The sequence below is a fragment of the Anaerococcus sp. genome, from assembly GCF_030825785.1.
In the GTDB taxonomy this organism is placed as follows: domain Bacteria; phylum Bacillota; class Clostridia; order Tissierellales; family Peptoniphilaceae; genus Anaerococcus.
In genome coordinates this window covers 55,526-72,623 of sequence record NZ_JAPJPG010000001.1, presented here as the reverse complement: position 1 = coordinate 72,623, position 17,098 = coordinate 55,526, and the positions used below count along the sequence as shown (strand labels likewise).

Genomic DNA, 17,098 nt, shown 5'->3' with positions numbered 1-17,098 from the left:
TGCCTTAACTAATGACTTTATTAGAGAAAATATTTAGGATTTCTTCTCTATTGTGGCTACATAAGGGGAGATGTCTTTCTTGTTTGGGTAGGATAATTTGAGAATGGCAAAGTCCTTTGGGTCAAGCTCTTCTAGGAAATGATCAAGCTTATCTGCTTCAATCTTTCCTTGGGCATGGCCTGGGTAGATAGTTATAAGCACCCTGCCCTTTTTTCTTAAAAGACTTAGGACCTTCTCTAAACTTTCTATAGTAGAATCGGCTCTAGTAGTGATGGTCTTATCAGAATTTGGAAGATAGCCTAGATTATAGACAGCCAAGTCAATTTTATCTTTGATATACTTATCAATATTGGCATGACTGTCCAAAATAAAGGTAAAATTATCCCTAGGGCCAAGAAGCATTAAGGTATTTTCCCTTGCAGCCTCTTGAATATCAAAGGCAATCAGCTTTTTTGCTCCCAATACATCAAGGATAAAGGCTGAATCATTCCCGTTACCTGCCGTCATATCCACAGCAAGGTCCATATCCTTTTCTCTAATAAGAATTTCCTTAACAAGATCTGTTACTCTTTCAATCATAATTACTCCTTAGAACAAGCATACTATTAAAAAGAATATTGTAAATATATTTATTAAAGTATATTAATACAAAGTATATTTAAGGAGTGAACATGCCCAGTGATTATGAATACATAGGAAGTGAGATAAAAAGAATTAGGAAAAGTAAGGGTTTATCTCAAAAAGATTTGGCAGATATTGCAGTAATTAGTGAAGAAAGCCTTCGTAGAATCGAGAATAATTACAATAAACCTAGATTTGACAACCTAGATGATATACTAAATGCTCTAGGAATAGATTTCGAGATTACCTTGATGAACGAAAAGGGCTCCTCGCGGGAGACTATCAATAAGAAGATTAATAAAATAGATAGAAATTTTTCAAATACCAATTATCAAAGTCTAGAAGAAGATATTGAAGAGCTAGAAGGCTTGGATCTACATTTGCCTAATAGTTACAAGAATATTTTGAATCAATATATCTTATACTATAAAGCAATATATGAAAACGAAGTAAAACACGAAGAGGAAAAATGTAGAGATTATTTAATAAAAGCTCTTAAAGTTAAAGATAGTGAGATAAATCCTACATCTTACATTCCTTCTAGTGATATAGAAATTAGAATAATGACAAAGTTATCTGAGTTTTATGTGAATACAGAAGATATACATAAGGCAAGCAAGATTCTAGAGAATCTGTTAGATAATTTAGATTTTTATAATCCTAACTATATCAATCTCCTATACAATCAAGCACGATTTTTTTACATGACTTCTTCCTATCAAGAAGCAGTAGATATTTCCTATAAGGCTCTTGACCTAAGCTCTGCTACTAATAATTACAATAGGATAATTTTAATCTACTACCTTTTAGGAATATCCAAGTACAAACTAGGAGTAATAGATTACATAGATAAAGCATTAAAACTTTGTGATTTGATGCTTAAGAGAGAACTAAAATCATCATTGATTAAAAGTGTTAATCATATAACAAAAAAATAATTCCTAGTAACCCCACAAAAGTGTGGGTTGTTTTTAGATGAGATATTAATTATAATGATGAAAATGAATTTTTAATTAAAACCTTATCAGAAAGGGGGAGGTGGGTTGATGAAAAAGTATATTCTCAGATATAAGAATAATCTAATTTTGTCGGTTATTTTTGGTGTAATTGAAGTTTATTTTATCTACTTATATTGCACGGTTAGTACTAAGATAATAGATGTCGTTTTGGGTAATATCGAGGGAAGTGCTAGTAAGATTGTTATTCAGTCAATTTTGTATGTAATTATTGCCTGTCTATCATATTATATATCCCAGAGAAATGGCAAGCTCTTTACCCAATACATAAGTAGCGACCTAAGGCATGATTATTTGGAAGGAATAATTAATACCAAGTCATCTAATTTTTTTGGGAAAAATAAGGGAGAATATATCACCCAAGTAGATCAGAATGTTGACCAGTTAAGGTTAAATTATTTGATGACTTTACCTTCTGCAATAATTGGTATAGGACAAGCTATAGTATACATAGTAGGCCTCTACAAGATTCATCCTTATATTCTCTTAGCTACCATATTTTTTGTTATTTTTCCTGGAGGAGTTTCTAAAGTTTTTTCTAAGAGAATTTCAGATTTGCAAATTTTAAGGTCTGAGAATTACTCATCTTACATTGATAGATTGAATGAATTTCTAGATGGATATTTTGTAATTAAAGAATCAAAGAATAAGGAATACTTTTTGAAGAAATTCGATATAGATGATAATAAGTTATTGAAATCTTTGACCCATCTAAATGTTTCCATTAGCATGTTTGGTCAAACTCTTTTTAGTATTAATATTTTATCGTCTTTGTTAGTTACATATATTTGTAGTATTATGGTGAAAAATCAATACTTACAATTATCAGATCTCTTAGCTTCTCTGAAGTTAGTTTCGATTTCTACAGCGACTTTAGCAGATTCTTTTGGATATTTGGTTAACATTTTATCTACAAAGAAAATAAAGGAGATGGTAATTAGTGAAATTCCTGATATTGAAGAGAGCAAGAAAGAAGGAAAGACTCCACAACTAAATCTTAAGCTAAACAATCTATCATTCGCCTATGAGATATCAAGGTCTTTGATAAGATGGATTTGGATATAGAAAAAGCTAAGTCCTATGCCATAATCGGAAATTCTGGATCTGGTAAGTCTACCCTGGCCAAGATTCTTATGAAGGTAAATGAAGACTATGGTGGAGAGATTTCCTTTGCTAATGGCAACTTCAAGGAATTTTCTGAAGAAGACTTATATGATAATATCTACTATATTCCACAAAATCCTATTGTATTTGAGGATACTTTCATAAACAATATCGCTATGGGCGCTGATGAGATTGATAGAGATAGGATCGAAGGAATTATTGATAGGGTAGGATTAAGTCGAGTTTACTATGAGAAGAAGGATGGATTAATCAAAAATGGAAGTCTATCTGGTGGAGAGAAGAAGAAGCTAGAGCTTGCTAGGGCCCTATACAAGGGAAGTGATTTACTAATCTTTGATGAGCCAACAAGCGGACTTGACCCAGAAAGCGCTAGGTCAAATCGAAGGCCTAATAGAAAGCCTGGATAGGCTAACAAGAATAGTAATTACCCACAACCAAGATCCAGCCTATCTTCAAAGCTTTGATCAAGTGATAAATATTGAAGATTACAAAAGTTAGTGAATTTGATATTTACAAATACTCTCGTTAATGTAGAAATTTTATTGTATGTCGGATTTTCTACTGGGATTTTCCTAGAAGAATCTAGGAATGGCAGGAGATGATTTATGTCCCTATAATATGAATTTATCTAGATAGTAGGCTATGCCGTCCTCGTCATTTGATAGGGTTACGTAGTCTGCTATTTCTTTTATCTTACTTACTGCATTACCCATGGCGACTCCTACTCCAGCAGCCTCTATCATAGTTTCGTCATTCATCTCATCACCAAAGGCAATGATGTCTTTTTGGTCTATGTTAAAAATTTTTGCGATTTCTAGAAGGCTATTTCCTTTAGAAAGTCCCATAGGCATAACCTCGTAATAGAATCTTGCTGATTTGACTTGTTCTGTTAGTTCTCCAAATCTCTCTTTAATCTTATTAGTTGGCTCATCTATAAGGTCAGGGTCTGCTGCAAAGAGGATTTTGTTTACAGGAAAGTCGATTGTTTGATCGAGATCTTCTACTTCTTCAGCCTTCATCCTGAGAGTTTTTGCCTCACCTTCTGTGTAAGGGCCGATCTTTGGACTAAAAACTGTATCCATATAAGGTACCATGGTCTCAAGGGGCAAGTCTTTGGCAAGTTTTATCATCTCTACTGCAAGGTCATGGTCCATTTCGTGGTTGGCGAGAACCTTTCCTGTAGCAAAGTCTGTTATGGCTCCTCCATTAAAGCTTGAAATAAGACCGCCGTATTTATCAAATTCTAAGGCTTCTGCAAGATTTCTAGCTCCTGCAGTTGGTCTTCCTGTAACTATTACGACCTTATGACCAGCTTTCATGGCAGAAATCAAGGCCTCTCTTGTCTTTTCTGTGATGACTCTCTTGCTATTTACGAGAGTTCCATCGACGTCTACTCCAATTAGTTTCATTATTTCTCCTTAAGTATATTCTTTTCTATATAATAGGCTATCCCATCCTCGTCGTTTGAAAGAGTGATGAAGTCTGCCTCTTTTTTTAAGATTTCGCTTGCGTTAGCCATAGCGATTCCAGTCCCTGCCATTTGTATCATCTCCATATCGTTAATCTCATCTCCAAAGGCTAGGGTGTCATCGTGGTCGATCGAGAAGAAGTCTGCAATTTCTAGGATGCTCCTGCCTTTGTTGATATCAAGGGGCATGCAGTCGAGAAATTGGGGCATGGAGTGGATAGGGTTTACTCGGTTTTCAAATTTTTCCTTAAACTTTTCTATATTTTTCTTTATTATTGAAGGCTCTGCTGAGAAAAGAACTTTATTAAGGGGAAAGTCTATTTTCTGTTCTAAATTTTCGATGATCCTATAAGGCATTTTATTTTTCTTTGCCAGAAATTCTAGGCTATGAGCATGTTCGTTTTCTGCTAAGATTTCTCCCTTATGATAGATTATATAGTCAAAGCCGAGCCCTTTGGCAAAGTCTATCATCTCTCTTACTAGAGCATGGTCTATGGTATGATTTATGATTGTCTTCTTAGCCTTCATATCATAGACATGGGCTCCGTTAGATGAGGAGACGAGTCCTCCGAACTTATCAAAATCAAGTTCTCCCGCCAGAAAGTCTGCCGCATAAAAGTCCCTGCCTGTGATGATTGCAACCTTATGGCCGATTTTACTTGCCTTAATAAGACTAGCTTTCGTCCTAGCAGTAAGTTCGTTTTTGCTATTTAGAAGTGTCCCGTCTATATCGACTCCTATTAATTTCAATTCTTCCTCCCTATCAATATAAAAGGGGCTGCTACAATAGTAACAGTCCCCTTATTATTAAGCTTCAATCTTTAGTAAATCTTCTCCGTGGTTGATTTGACCAAGTTTTAGGCTTGTTATTGTCTTATCGTCTGTGTTTGTTACGATAACTGGTGATTGGATTTCCTTACCAGCAGCTTTGATTTCTTCGATGTTGAATTCGATTAGAAGATCACCGCGTTTTACATTAGCATTATTTTCTGCTTTGATATCGAATGGTTTTCCTTCAAGTTCAACTGTATCAAGTCCTATGTGGATTAGTAGCTCTGTGCCATTATCTGATGTGATTCCTACAGCGTGTCCTGTCTCTGCAAGCATTGAGATCTTGCCGTCAACTGGAGCATAAACTTTTCCTTCAGTTGGAACGATGATTACTCCCTTGCCTACGATTTCTTGGGCAAATACTGGGTCGCTACATTCCTTGATGTCCTTAACTTCTCCTGTAAGTGGAGCAAGAATAGTCTCATTTGATCTAACTTCTCTTACTTCTTCTACAGTTTCGTTTTTCTTACTATCTCCAGAAAAAGCACTCTTGATTTTATCTAAAAATGACATAGTACCTCCTTGTTTTATGATTATATCATCTTTCTTATTACTAATATACTAATATTTTGTAAAAAATCATTTTCTGTAACATATGTTACAGATTATATATATACTGGTGGTTTATAATAGAGACAGTTAAGTTAAGAAAAAGAAAAAAGGAGTTTATTTATGTTTTGTTTTCAATGTCAAGAAACTTTCAAGAATGAAGGATGTAAGGTCCAAGGTGTTTGTGGAAAAAAGGAAGACACAGCAAATATCCAAGACCTTCTCGTATATGTAACAAAGGGACTCGCTGAAGTAATAAATAAAAAGGGAGAAGTAGAAGAGAGATTTTACGATAGATTATCTAACAATCTTTTCGTAACTATTACCAATGCAAACTTCGACACTGAGGCAATACTAGCTATAGTAAAGGAAACTATAGCTATGAAAGACGAGCTTCTAGGGGAAATATCTAAGGAAGGTCTTTCTGAATTTGCCCTATACTCATCAGATGATGACGACGAGCTTTCTAGAAAAGCAATCGAAGTTGGTGTTTTAAATATAATGAATGAAGACGAAAGATCTCTTACAGAGCTTGTAATATACGGACTTAAGGGAATGGCAGCCTACAACCACCATGCCAATGTCCTAGGCTTTAGAGATAGCGAAGTAGATAAATTTATCGCAAAGGCCCTTGAAGAGACTACAAAAGGATATACAGATATATCTAAGCTAATCGATCTTGTGATGGAGACAGGAAGCCACGGAGTTAAGGCTATGGCCCTACTTGATAAGGCTAATACAGGAACTTACGGCAATCCTGAAATCACAGAAGTAGATTATTCTGCAGGAGATAAGCCAGGAATCCTAATCTCAGGTCACGACCTTCACGATATGAAGATGCTTCTAGATCAAGCAAAGGATAGCGGAGTAGAAATCTACACCCACTCTGAGATGCTTCCAGCAAACTACTACCCAGAATTCAAAAAATACGATAACTTCCACGGAAACTACGGAAACAGCTGGTGGAGCCAAAACGAAGAATTCGAGAAATTCAATGGCCCAATCCTTATGACAACCAACTGTATCGTTCCAATGAAGAAAAATAACACCTACCAAGATAGGATGTTTACTACAGGAAATGCAGGTTATCCTGGATGTAAACACATCGAAGCAGACGAAAATGGCAACAAGGACTTCTCTGAAATTATAGAGATGGCCAAAAAATGTAAAGCTCCAACAAATCTTGAGGATACAAAAGTTGTCGGAGGTTTCGCTCACAATCAAGTAATAGCCCTTGCTGATAAGGTAGTTAGCGAAGTCAAAGAAGGAAATATCAAGAAGTTTGTAGTAATGGCAGGTTGTGACGGAAGACACAAGGAAAGATCATACTACACAGACTTTGCTAAGGCCCTACCAGAAGATTATGTAATCCTTACTGCAGGATGCGCAAAATACAGATACAACAAGTTAGGCCTTGGAGATATCAACGGAATTCCAAGAGTTCTAGATGCAGGTCAATGTAACGACTCATACTCACTCGTTCAAATTGCCCTAGCACTAAAGGATGCCTTCGGTCTATCTGATATAAACGAGTTACCAATCGAATACAATATAGCTTGGTATGAACAAAAGGCTGTAATAGTTCTATTAGCCCTACTAAGTCTTGGAGTAAAAAATATTCACCTAGGACCAACACTTCCAGCCTTCCTATCACCAACAGTTGTAGACTTCTTGGTAGAAAACTTTAATATAGCAGGAAACACAACAGTAGAAGAAGATATGCCACTTTTCACTAAATAAATATTTTAAGAAAGGCTAGAGAAATCTAGCTTTTCTTTTTTTGTAGGAAATTTTCTTAGAAGTATATTCATACCAAGAATATATATAAAGGAAACAATATGAACTTAAAATTATCTGACAGAGACTTAGAGGAAATCATAGAGATTAGACATAGAATCCATATGAACCCAGAAGTTTCTGGCAAGGAATACAGGACGACTAAAATTATAAGAGAATTTCTAGAAAAACTTGAAGGAGTCGAAATAATAGACTTTCCTATAGAAACAGGGCTAATTGCAAGGCTTAAGACAGGAAAAGCTGGCAAGGTCATAGGACTTAGGGCAGACATAGATGCCTTAGCCCAGAAGGAGGAGACAGATATTTCCTACAAATCAAGGGAAGAAAATACCATGCACGCCTGCGGCCACGACTACCACACAGCAAGTCTTTTGGCTGTGGCGAAAGTCCTTAGCGAAAATAGGGATAAGCTTTTGGGAGATGTGGTATTTATCTTTCAAAGGTCCGAGGAAATCACTAGAGGGGCCAAGGAATACGTAGACAAGGGGCTCTTCGATAAGGTTAGAATCGATAGGGTCTTAGGCTTTCACAATTGGCCAGAAGTCGACTTCGGGAAGGCTATAATAAAGAAGGGATCTTTGATGAGTGCCAAGGTAAATTTCAAGATAGATATCTTCGGCAAGGGTCAGCACGGGTCCATGCCCCATCTTAACATAGATCCTATAGTTTGTGCATCAAATATAGTCATGGCCCTCCAGACTATAATTTCAAGAAACACTAATCCCTTCGACTCGACCGTCCTTTCTGTAAATTCAATAAATGGAGGATCAGAAGACAATCTAGTAGTCGATAAGACCCACCTATCTGCCACCATTCGCTCTCTTTCTGAGGAAAATCTCGAAAGAGCCATAGAAAGGATGGAAGCTATAGTAGAAAATATGGCAAAAGCCTACGAATGTAAGTACGAAATCACCTACACAGAAAAGATTCCTTCTGTATATAATGGTAAAGACATGTATAAAAGGGCCCTTTCTTCCGCAAGCAAAGTCTTGGGAGAAGAAAACATCCTAAAGGAAGGTCACACCATGGCCAGTGAGGATTTTGCCTTCTTTATGAAGGAAGTTCCTGGATTTTTCTATTGGTTTGGAAGTGGGGAAGAAGGACATCCGAAAGAAGCCCTTCACAGCAAGAACTACTATTGCTCTGATAAGGCCATAGTCCCTGCCGTAGAAGTCCTAGCCAGGGCTGTTTTCGATTTCCAAAATTCTTAACTAGATCTCATCAAAGACTTGTATAAAATATAGAAATTTAGTATAATTAATAACGAATTTAATGAAGGATAAACTAAGGAGAGGGAATGAAGATTAAAAAGTTTTTTGCAAGCGCTATGACTCTTGCCCTAGCTTTTGGCCTAATGGCTTGTTCAAATGATGCGAAGAACAGTGAAGATAAGAGGGAAGAAACAAAGGTAGAGGAAAAGGCAGAAGATAAGGCATCTGATAAAGATTCTGAAGAAGATAAGAAGGAAGAAGGGGAGAAAGAGACTTCAGACAAGAAGTATGATAGCCCAATCTATGATGTAGCTTACAACTACCTTCCAGAAGACTTCGAAGAAAACTTCAGAGACGAGAAGAAGGATCTTTTGACTATAGAATTTGGCCAAAAGAATAATCCTGCCAAAAAGATTACACTACAAGTTTCAGACAATGAAGAAAGATTCAAGAGTCTTTTCACAATGCCAGAAGATGCTGAAGATGTAAAAGTAGGCGAAGAAGACGGAAAATTCTGGGACGACGGATCATTTAGACACCTAGTAGTAGAAAGAGAAAACTACTCAATCTACGCAAGATCAAGCCTAGATAAGGATGAGACAATCAAGGTCGTATCCGAAGCCAAATAAGATAAGATAAGTAAAGACCTCGGGAGAGGTCTTTTTTCGTGCAATATTTTCTTTCAGGGATAAAACAAAGCCAAGGGCAAGTTTTCTAGGGATAATTATTAGCAACTTAATCAAAGATGAAATTTTATAAGATCTTTCTAGTAATTACACTTACAATCTTCTATATCCCTAAAAAAGGTCGAACTTGAGGGGCTTTCCTTTCTTATAGGCATACCCATCCTGTGCATTTCGTTTAACTTAAAGATCATAAGATTTACATTTACATCATACATACTGGCGAGCTGATTGTAGGTGTAGCCTTCCTTTACGTCTTCGATAAGAGATTTTTCGTCTAGGAGAAGGTGGGCTGCGAAGATATTGGCCTCAAGCTCCATTTCTGAATTTATATCGAAAAGCTCATATTCTATAAGGTCACTCGCTGCCGCATCTTCGTGAAATAGGTGGTGGCCTAGCTCGTGGGCAAAAACCATATTTTGGATTCTCTCATCTACGAAGGGATTGTAGAAGACAAAACTTACTCCCTTAATGATCTTATACATGCCTAAAAGTTTGGTGTTTGACTTAAAGGCTATAAGGTGGACCTCTCTTCTTTCTAGGATATCCCTAGGGTCTCTGGACTTGTAGGTATCTATGACCTCCCTCGCCTTTTTGTAGATACTATCGTAGGATACTCCCATTATTTATCCTTCTTTTCATTTTCCATCTTGGCTATATAGTAGGCTTCTGATATGGCATCGAGGATGGCTCTTTTGTCATCTTCTGGAAGCTCGCCTCCTGCCATTAGGCCAATAACTCCGTTTATCATATCTTGGGCATCCTTTGCTCCGCCTTCGCCGAAGTTTTCCCTAGCCTTTAGGATAAATTCGTCCTCATCAGTTACCAAGTAGTCGTGACTTGTATCGAGGTGTTTGGCCAAAAGATCATAGGTCTTCCTGTATCTTGGCTTGGATTCTCCTAGTTCGTATCTTGAGATGGTCTTGGTTGAGACATTACACAACTTGGCTAGGTCTTCTTGGGTTAACTTTTTGATTTCTCTTAGTTCTTTAACTTTATTAGCAAATGCCATACGCTCTCCTTTTAGCTTACAGACTTTTATTTACAAAAATGGTTGACAAAAGACACTGAAGGTCTTATAATATTCTTAAGTCATTTATTGTCTCAATTATACATTAATAGTCTGTGAAATTCAAGGAGTAATTATGAAAAAAGTTATACTACATTCAGATATGAACGCTTGTTATGCATCAATAGAACAAAAACTTAACCTAAAGCTTAAGGGAATTCCAATTGCTGTCGCAGGCAATCCTAAAAATAGGAACGGGATTATCCTTGCTAAAAGCCAAGAAGCTAAGGAGGCTGGGGTAAAGACGGGTGAAGCCTTATGGCAGGCCTTCGCCAAGTGTCCTGACCTTACCATAGTTCCTCCTCATTATGACGAATACCTCAAACACTCTAAGCTTGCTAGGAAAATCTATTATGAATACACTAACCAGGTCGAGCCCTTTGGCCTTGACGAGTGCTTCCTTGATGTAACAGGATCGACCCATCTTTTTGGAAGCGGAGAAGAGATAGCCAACGAAATTCGTGAAAGGATGAAAAAGGAAGTCGGTATAACAGTCAGTGTCGGGGTAAGCTTTTGTAAGATTTTCGCAAAACTCGGATCAGATATGAAAAAGCCTGACGCAGTTACCTGTATAGGAGAAGATAATTTCAAAGAAATTGTCTGGCCCCTTCCTGTAAGAGAAATGGTGGGAGTAGGTAGGGCTACAGAAAGAAAGCTAAATGGAATAGGAATCTTTACCCTAGGAGAGCTTGCTCATACAAATCCAGATCTTATAAGAAATCTCTTGGGCATAAATGGAGTCTACCTATGGGAGTACGCCAATGGCCTAGATATAAGGCCAGTCCACGACAGAGACCACAAAGAGCAGGTTAAGACTATAGGAAACTCCTCAACCTGTAGGAAAGATTTAGTTAATAACAGGGAAGTCTTCAATGTCCTCCAAGAACTTTCTTTTTCTGTATCAAAAAGGTTAAGACAAGCTGGACTTGAGGCCTGCGGTGTGGAAATTTTCGTAAGAAATAATGAACTCCAATCCTACAATTTCCAAAAGCCAATCAAGCTCGCTAGCCAGTCTTCCATTGTCCTTGCCAGAGAGGGCTTCGATTTATTTAAGGAAAAATACAAGTGGGACTTCCCGGTAAGGGCAGTAGGCATCAGGGCGATCAAACTTAGAAAAGAAGGCGGCGGAAGTCAGATGGACGTCTTCTCTGACTACAAAAAACTAATTAAAGACGAAAATTGCGATACAGCCTTGTACAAGATAAGGCAAAAATACGGGAAAGACGCCATAAGCTTTCTAGGCCTTATGCGAGATATCAAACTTCCAAAAGAAATCAACGAAATAATAACCCTACCGATGAACCATTATAACTTCTAGGGCCCTTGCGAAATAAAAAAATCGCCTAATTACTAGTAAAAATCTTCTAGGGAAATTATCCTAAGCCTCTTATATAGGACCTAGGATAGCCATTTTCCTAAGAGGAAGGCTTTCAGTGATTGGGCGATTTTCATTTATATTTTGCAGAGAGCTCTTTTTTATTTACAAATTGATAGAACTGTTATATAATAACTATAACAAAAAGAATCAAATAAATTGTGAGGAGGGTCTATGTTTTTAGAGATTGATTTTGCTTCGGATCAGCCAATCTATGAGCAAATCAGACGTGGGATAATCAAATCCCTGTCCCAAAATGACTTAAAATACGGTGAGACTCTTCCATCAGTTAGGCAACTTGCATCAGATATTGGAGTTAATCTCCATACTGTAAACAAGGCCTATAAGATGCTAGAAGAAGACGGAATCATAGTCATGGATAGGCGTTTTGGCTCGAAGATTGTAGATGAAACTAAAGATATTAGTGAAAGTCAGAAGAAGAAAGTAAAAGAAGAACTTGATTTTATTATAGCCCTTGCCAAGGTCAAAAATATACAAAAATCCGACCTTGATAGGCTAATAGAAAATATTTGGGAGGGAGAAGATGAATGAAACTATGAGTCTTGCAGTATTTTATGGGATAATTATTATTTTGATAAGTCTTATCCAAGCCTTCGTCACATCCTACTCCAAGAGGGGCTATGTCCTAGGAGTAAGACTAGTGGGAGATTTAGAAGGGAATAAGGAAGTAAGAAAGATATTAAAAAACTATAGGACTTTGACTATCCTTATAGGATTTGCCCTAGCCTTATTTATACTTGGCTTAAGCTATCTTATAGAAAATGAGGTCTTACTAAATTTTGTCTATATTCTATCAATATTTCTAACCTATATCCCCCTAGTTTTGGCTAATAAGAAACTAAAAATATTAGCAAAAGATCAAAAAGTGGACAAGAGAAGAGTTGTAAGTCTAGATTATTCTAAGGTAAAAATCTTTAACAAGAAGGAATTTTTTGGAATCTACCTAGGACTTCTCCTAATAGTAATAATTTTTGCCATAAGGATCCACCTAGACTATGAAAACTTTCCAGATAAATTAATCATGCATATGAATAGCAAGGGAGAAATTGATGGGATAGCTCATAAATCTTACCTATCCATCCAGTCCCCAACTATAGTAAGTTTCTTTATGCTAGCTGTGATGTTTTTTGCAAATCTTTCCCAACTTCTATCAAAGATGAGAATTAGTCCAGATATGCCAGAAGAGTCCTTGGATAGGCTCTTAGAAACTAGGAGGATTTGGACCTATTATTTTGCGACATCAGCAATTTTACTTATAGTTTTATTTCAAGTAGGAATCCATTCTTTTATGAAAACTGGAGACGACTCCTTGGTTAAGGTCTTAGGCCTAATTGCTATTGGATTTTCTATAGGAGGTAGCATTCTTATAGGAAAATTTAGGTCAGTTGACGGTTCAGCCTTAAATAAAACTGGTAGATATGGCTATGAAGAGGAGGATGATAAGTGGATTCTAGGTGGTCTAATTTATTACAATCCAGACGATCCAGCAATATTTGTAGAAAAAAGGGTAGGCGTTGGAATTACTATGAACTTCGCCAACAATTGGGCTAAGTTAATCTTCCTTGCAGTGTTACTTTTCCCATTTGTTCTAGGACTTGTGCTTAATATATTGGAAGGATAGGAGCTTATGTTAGAGATAAAAAATGTATCAAAATCATTTGGAAGGCTTAAGGCCTTGGACCATGTAAGTTTTAATGTAGAAAAAGGAGATTTGTTTGGCCTGATTGGACAAAATGGGGCTGGTAAGTCAACGCTTTTTAGGTGTATTATGGACTTTTTCGACTCATATGAGGGAGAAATCCTCTATGATAATAAGCAGGTGAGTAAAGTTCCCCTAGAAAAAATTGGTTTTCTTCCAGAAGAAAGGTCTCTTTCACCAAAGAAAACCGTAGCCGAAGAGATTAGATATTTTGCTAGGCTAAATTTAATGAAAAATCTAGATCAGAAAAGCCTAGAGGCCTATTTTAATAAATTTGAAATAAAGGGAAGTCTTAAGGATAAGATCAAGGATTTGTCCAAGGGAAATCAGCAGAAGGTTCAGCTTTTGGCAAGTCTTATCTACAATCCAGAATTTGTAATCTTAGATGAACCCTTCTCAGGTCTTGATCCTTACAATATCAGACTCTTACAAGATATTATTAAGGAGATTAACGAAAGTGGGACTACTATAATATTTTCATCTCACAATATGGAAAATATCGAAGATATGTGTAACAAACTAGTCATGCTAAAAAATGGCCAAGTTGTCCTAGAAGGCTCCCCTAAAGAGATTAGGAATTCTTATCCAAAAGACAAGCTTCTAATAGAATGTGAAGAAGATATTTCTGATATATTAAATGATTTTGTAATAACATATACGAAAGATTCTAATGCCTATAGGATAAAGCTAAACGATCCAAATGATGGAAGGAAAATTTACGAAAGACTTAGAGAAAAGTTTGATTACCTCCCTGTATTTGCCCAAACTCCTCCAAATTTGAACGAAATATTTACAAGAAAGGTGGAAGAAGATGTCTAGATTTATAACTGTAGCCCTAGATTCTTGGAAAAAACAACTCAAATCTCCAGCATTTTGGCTAGTTGTTTTTATGCCGATAATAATGATGGCTATAAGTGGGGCTATCACTTACTTTTCTGCTGATGATGGAATAAAAGATACTTAGATAGTTGCAGAGGATGAGATAGGAGCTTATTTTAAAGAAAGTCCTGTCTATAAGCTAAAGAGTAAAGATGAAGCGATAAAGGCCATGGAAGATAAAGATATAGGAAGTTTTGTAGAAATTAGGGAAGAAGATGGGAGTTTATCTGCTAAATATCACACGAAAGATCTAAATGCTCAAGAGATAGCTTCCTTTAATGCTATCCTTAGGGAAGTTCAAAACTCTATAAACATAAAAAGAGCGGGACTAGGAGAAGATAAGCTAAAGATTTTAGAAAGAGAGCCCTCCTTCAAACTAGTAGAGGAAGAAGGGGGAGAGTCCTTTATCATGTATGCTGCCTACTTTGCTCTGGTATTTTACATGTATATGATGCTAATAATGTATTCAAATATTTTGGTTGTAGAAATTGCCACAGAAAAAGGCTCAAAGATGATAGAATTTATCTTCTCATCAGTAAAGGCAGGGGTATATTTTGCAGGGAAAATCTTCGGTAACTTCCTCGCAGTCATAACTCAAACAGTTATATATGGGGTACTCGCCATTCTAGCTTATTTTGGAGCCAAAAGATATGGACTATTTGAAAAATTTAATATAGACTTAGGATCTCTTTTAGGAGATATAAATATCTTGATGCTAGTAGAACTTGCAAGTCTTGTTATCCTAAGCCTACTTATATACATGATCCTTGCAGCCATGTTAGGTTCTCTTGCCAAAAAACAAGAAGATGCCGGCAAAGTCGGGACACCCCTAATCCTTGTCATAGTTTTTGCCTTTGTAGTAGCCCTAAGCTTTATGGGTAAGGAAGAAACTCTCCTAATAAAAGTCCTCTCCTACCTACCTTTTGTATCAGTTTTCTTTATGCCGATGAGGCTTATAAAGGGAAGTGTAGGCCTAGGATACGGGTTTATATCTATACTAATAATGCTTGTTTCTATAGTCCTTGCCTACAAAATAGCAAGCAGGATCTATAAGAAAAATATCTTAAACTACAGCTCAAATTCTCTAATGAAAAAGATTTTTAGGAGAAAATAGAAGGAAGTCTGGATGAAAGTCCAGGCCCTTTTGTTTTAAAAAATCGTTTTCTATGTTAAAATTGTTATATGAAGAAAAGGAGTAATTTATGAACGTATATGAAAAAGCTTTAGAAAAACACGAACAATGGCAAGGAAAAGTTGCTACAGATGTCAAGGCTAAGGTAAATAATGCCGAGGATTTGACCTATGCCTACACACCAGGAGTTGCAGAACCTTGTAGGAAAATCGCCGAAGATAAGAAGAAGGCCTATACTTATACATCAAAGGCTAATACAATCGCAGTAGTAAGCGATGGGTCTGCTGTTCTAGGACTTGGTAATATTGGTCCTGAAGCTGCTATGCCAGTTATGGAAGGTAAGGCTGTCTTGTTTAAGGAGTTTGGTGATGTAAATGCTGTGCCAATTGTCCTAGATACTCAAGACGCTGATGAGATAATTAATGTCGTAAAAAACATAGCTCCAGGCTTTGGCGGAATCAATCTAGAGGATATATCATCTCCAAGATGCGTCTACATAGAAGAAAAACTTAAAGAAGAGCTCGATATACCAGTCTTTCACGACGACCAACATGGAACTGCAATTGTAACTCTTGCAGCTCTTATCAATGCCCTTAAGATAGTGGGAAAAAATAAAGAAGATATCAAGGTCGTAATATCTGGAGCGGGAGCTGCTGGTTTTTCAATATCTAAGCTTTTAAGAGATTATGGAGTAAATCATATTATAGTTTGTGATTCGAAAGGGGCTATCAACAAAGACCATCTAGAAGGAGATAATCCTGTTAAGGCAAAGATTGCTGAATTTACCAATGAGGAAAACTTTAAGGGAAGCTTAAAGGAAGCTATGGTGGATAGTGATGTTTTTGTAGGAGTTTCTGCCCCTAATATCATAGATGGAGAAGATATTAAGAATATGAATGAAGATGCTATTGTATTTGCTATGGCAAATCCAGTTCCAGAAATCGACTATGACGAAGCCAAGAAAGCTGGTGCGAGAATTCTTGCAACTGGCAGGAGCGATTATCCAAATCAAATCAACAATGTCCTAGCCTTTCCTGGAATATTTAAGGGAGCCTTGAAGGCTCATGCTTCAGCTATAACAGATGAGATGAAGCTTGCTGCGGCAATTGCCCTTGCCCAAATGATTGATGATGATAAGTTAAATGAAGAGTACATCATACCAGGAGCCTTTGAGGAAAATGTAGCTTGTAAGGTAGCCCAGGCTGTGATGGATTATGTTAAATAGTTAAGATATTGGGGCGAAGCTTCTAGCTTAGCCCTTAATTTTTATCTAAAAAGGAGAAATACTTGTAAAATTTTTCTTCCAAGTCCTCGTTTACTTCGTCATTAAAGTCCTTGTAGGCTGTCATTATTTTTCTTCCTTCGTCTGTGAGGATACTCTTTCCCCCGTCTGCTCCACCTCTTTGTCTTTTTATAATATCAAAGCCCAATTCCCTCTCACATCTTTTGATAATCTTAAGTGCCTTGGAATAAGATAGGCCCATGGCTCCTGCGGCTTCCTTTGTCGATTGATATTGATCAATTAGGATTAAGAGTTCATTTATACCTGGTCCGTAGAAGTTTGTTCTATCACTTTTTATAACAAGTTTTATTTTTGCTTTGTACTTTTTCAAGATATATCC

20 protein-coding genes are annotated in these 17,098 nt (G+C 36.7%); 13 read left to right on the top strand and 7 right to left on the bottom strand.

Annotation, left to right across the window (positions count from 1 at the left end; all coding sequences use genetic code 11):
* Positions 1 to 33 precede the first annotated feature (33 nt).
* The gene (locus RCH56_RS00365; RefSeq protein ID WP_306483014.1) at positions 34 to 579 is read right to left on the bottom strand and encodes a class I SAM-dependent methyltransferase; all 546 of its coding nucleotides are present in this window, start codon (positions 577 to 579) and stop codon (positions 34 to 36) included.
* A gap of 92 nt (positions 580 to 671) precedes the next feature.
* Between RCH56_RS00365 and RCH56_RS00360 the strand changes: the two genes are divergently transcribed.
* The 3 genes from RCH56_RS00360 (at position 672) to RCH56_RS00350 (ending at position 3,169) form a co-directional block, all read left to right on the top strand.
* Positions 672 to 1,559 (top strand): helix-turn-helix transcriptional regulator, encoded by an 888-nt coding sequence (locus tag RCH56_RS00360; protein WP_306483013.1) that lies wholly within the window; start codon positions 672 to 674, stop codon positions 1,557 to 1,559.
* Between the two features lie 108 nt (positions 1,560 to 1,667).
* Entirely contained in the window at positions 1,668 to 2,702 is a 1,035-nt protein-coding gene (locus RCH56_RS00355) for an ABC transporter transmembrane domain-containing protein (RefSeq protein WP_306483012.1), read from the top strand.
* Positions 2,693 to 3,169 carry an ATP-binding cassette domain-containing protein gene (locus RCH56_RS00350; RefSeq protein ID WP_306483011.1) on the top strand — a complete coding sequence of 159 codons (477 nt, stop codon included), beginning with the start codon at positions 2,693 to 2,695 and terminating at the stop codon, positions 3,167 to 3,169. Before RCH56_RS00355 ends, RCH56_RS00350 begins: the two co-directional genes overlap by 10 nt.
* Positions 3,170 to 3,373: 204 nt before the next feature.
* Here RCH56_RS00350 and RCH56_RS00345 read toward each other — a convergent pair whose 3' ends face one another.
* The 3 genes from RCH56_RS00345 to RCH56_RS00335 are packed head-to-tail and all read right to left on the bottom strand — an operon-like array spanning position 3,374 to position 5,574.
* On the bottom strand, positions 3,374 to 4,171 hold the full coding sequence (locus tag RCH56_RS00345; RefSeq protein ID WP_306483010.1) for a Cof-type HAD-IIB family hydrolase: 798 nt from the start codon (positions 4,169 to 4,171) through the stop codon (positions 3,374 to 3,376).
* Complete coding sequence (locus RCH56_RS00340) at positions 4,171 to 4,980, bottom strand: Cof-type HAD-IIB family hydrolase (RefSeq protein WP_306483009.1); 810 nt, start codon at positions 4,978 to 4,980, stop codon at positions 4,171 to 4,173. The genes RCH56_RS00345 and RCH56_RS00340 overlap by 1 nt, the downstream gene beginning before the upstream one ends.
* A 57-nt stretch (positions 4,981 to 5,037) precedes the next feature.
* Positions 5,038 to 5,574 carry a PTS glucose transporter subunit IIA gene (locus RCH56_RS00335; protein WP_306483008.1) on the bottom strand — a complete coding sequence of 179 codons (537 nt, stop codon included), beginning with the start codon at positions 5,572 to 5,574 and terminating at the stop codon, positions 5,038 to 5,040.
* A 159-nt stretch (positions 5,575 to 5,733) separates the two neighbouring features.
* Between RCH56_RS00335 and hcp the strand changes: the two genes are divergently transcribed.
* From hcp to RCH56_RS00320, 3 genes are all read left to right on the top strand, one after another.
* Positions 5,734 to 7,350 carry a hydroxylamine reductase gene (hcp, locus tag RCH56_RS00330; RefSeq protein ID WP_306483007.1) on the top strand — a complete coding sequence of 539 codons (1,617 nt, stop codon included), beginning with the start codon at positions 5,734 to 5,736 and terminating at the stop codon, positions 7,348 to 7,350.
* 98 nt (positions 7,351 to 7,448) lie between these two features.
* Entirely contained in the window at positions 7,449 to 8,618 is a 1,170-nt protein-coding gene (locus RCH56_RS00325) for a M20 family metallopeptidase (RefSeq protein ID WP_306483006.1), read from the top strand.
* Positions 8,619 to 8,704: 86 nt separating this feature from the next.
* A complete protein-coding gene (locus RCH56_RS00320; RefSeq protein ID WP_306483005.1) occupies positions 8,705 to 9,247 on the top strand; it encodes a DUF4367 domain-containing protein in 543 nt (180 codons plus the stop codon).
* Positions 9,248 to 9,384: 137 nt separating this feature from the next.
* On the opposite strand, the gene RCH56_RS00315 is transcribed toward RCH56_RS00320, so the two are convergent.
* A complete protein-coding gene (locus tag RCH56_RS00315; protein WP_306483004.1) occupies positions 9,385 to 9,924 on the bottom strand; it encodes an ImmA/IrrE family metallo-endopeptidase in 540 nt (179 codons plus the stop codon).
* The gene (locus RCH56_RS00310; RefSeq protein ID WP_306483003.1) at positions 9,924 to 10,313 is read right to left on the bottom strand and encodes a helix-turn-helix domain-containing protein; all 390 of its coding nucleotides are present in this window, start codon (positions 10,311 to 10,313) and stop codon (positions 9,924 to 9,926) included. Before RCH56_RS00310 ends, RCH56_RS00315 begins: the two co-directional genes overlap by 1 nt.
* Before the next feature lie 133 nt (positions 10,314 to 10,446).
* Between RCH56_RS00310 and RCH56_RS00305 the strand changes: the two genes are divergently transcribed.
* The 7 genes from RCH56_RS00305 (at position 10,447) to RCH56_RS00275 (ending at position 16,701) form a co-directional block, all read left to right on the top strand.
* On the top strand, positions 10,447 to 11,688 hold the full coding sequence (locus tag RCH56_RS00305; RefSeq protein WP_306483001.1) for a DNA polymerase IV: 1,242 nt from the start codon (positions 10,447 to 10,449) through the stop codon (positions 11,686 to 11,688).
* 231 nt (positions 11,689 to 11,919) lie between these two features.
* Positions 11,920 to 12,297 (top strand): GntR family transcriptional regulator, encoded by a 378-nt coding sequence (locus RCH56_RS00300; RefSeq protein WP_306483000.1) that lies wholly within the window; start codon positions 11,920 to 11,922, stop codon positions 12,295 to 12,297.
* Positions 12,290 to 13,387 carry a DUF1648 domain-containing protein gene (locus tag RCH56_RS00295; protein ID WP_306482999.1) on the top strand — a complete coding sequence of 366 codons (1,098 nt, stop codon included), beginning with the start codon at positions 12,290 to 12,292 and terminating at the stop codon, positions 13,385 to 13,387. The genes RCH56_RS00300 and RCH56_RS00295 overlap by 8 nt, the downstream gene beginning before the upstream one ends.
* A 6-nt stretch (positions 13,388 to 13,393) precedes the next feature.
* Positions 13,394 to 14,284, top strand: coding sequence for an ABC transporter ATP-binding protein (locus RCH56_RS00290; protein WP_306482998.1), 891 nt, complete (start codon positions 13,394 to 13,396; stop codon positions 14,282 to 14,284).
* Positions 14,277 to 14,429: a hypothetical protein gene (locus RCH56_RS00285; RefSeq protein WP_306482997.1), complete on the top strand. Its 153-nt coding sequence runs from the start codon at positions 14,277 to 14,279 to the stop codon at positions 14,427 to 14,429. The genes RCH56_RS00290 and RCH56_RS00285 overlap by 8 nt, the downstream gene beginning before the upstream one ends.
* Positions 14,430 to 15,458, top strand: a complete 1,029-nt coding sequence (locus RCH56_RS00280; protein WP_306483015.1) for an ABC transporter permease — start codon at positions 14,430 to 14,432, stop codon at positions 15,456 to 15,458.
* Between the two features lie 88 nt (positions 15,459 to 15,546).
* On the top strand, positions 15,547 to 16,701 hold the full coding sequence (locus RCH56_RS00275; protein ID WP_306482996.1) for an NADP-dependent malic enzyme: 1,155 nt from the start codon (positions 15,547 to 15,549) through the stop codon (positions 16,699 to 16,701).
* A 34-nt stretch (positions 16,702 to 16,735) separates the two neighbouring features.
* On the opposite strand, the gene RCH56_RS00270 is transcribed toward RCH56_RS00275, so the two are convergent.
* On the bottom strand, positions 16,736 to 17,089 hold the full coding sequence (locus tag RCH56_RS00270) for a winged helix-turn-helix domain-containing protein (RefSeq protein WP_306482995.1): 354 nt from the start codon (positions 17,087 to 17,089) through the stop codon (positions 16,736 to 16,738).
* Positions 17,090 to 17,098 lie beyond the last annotated feature (9 nt).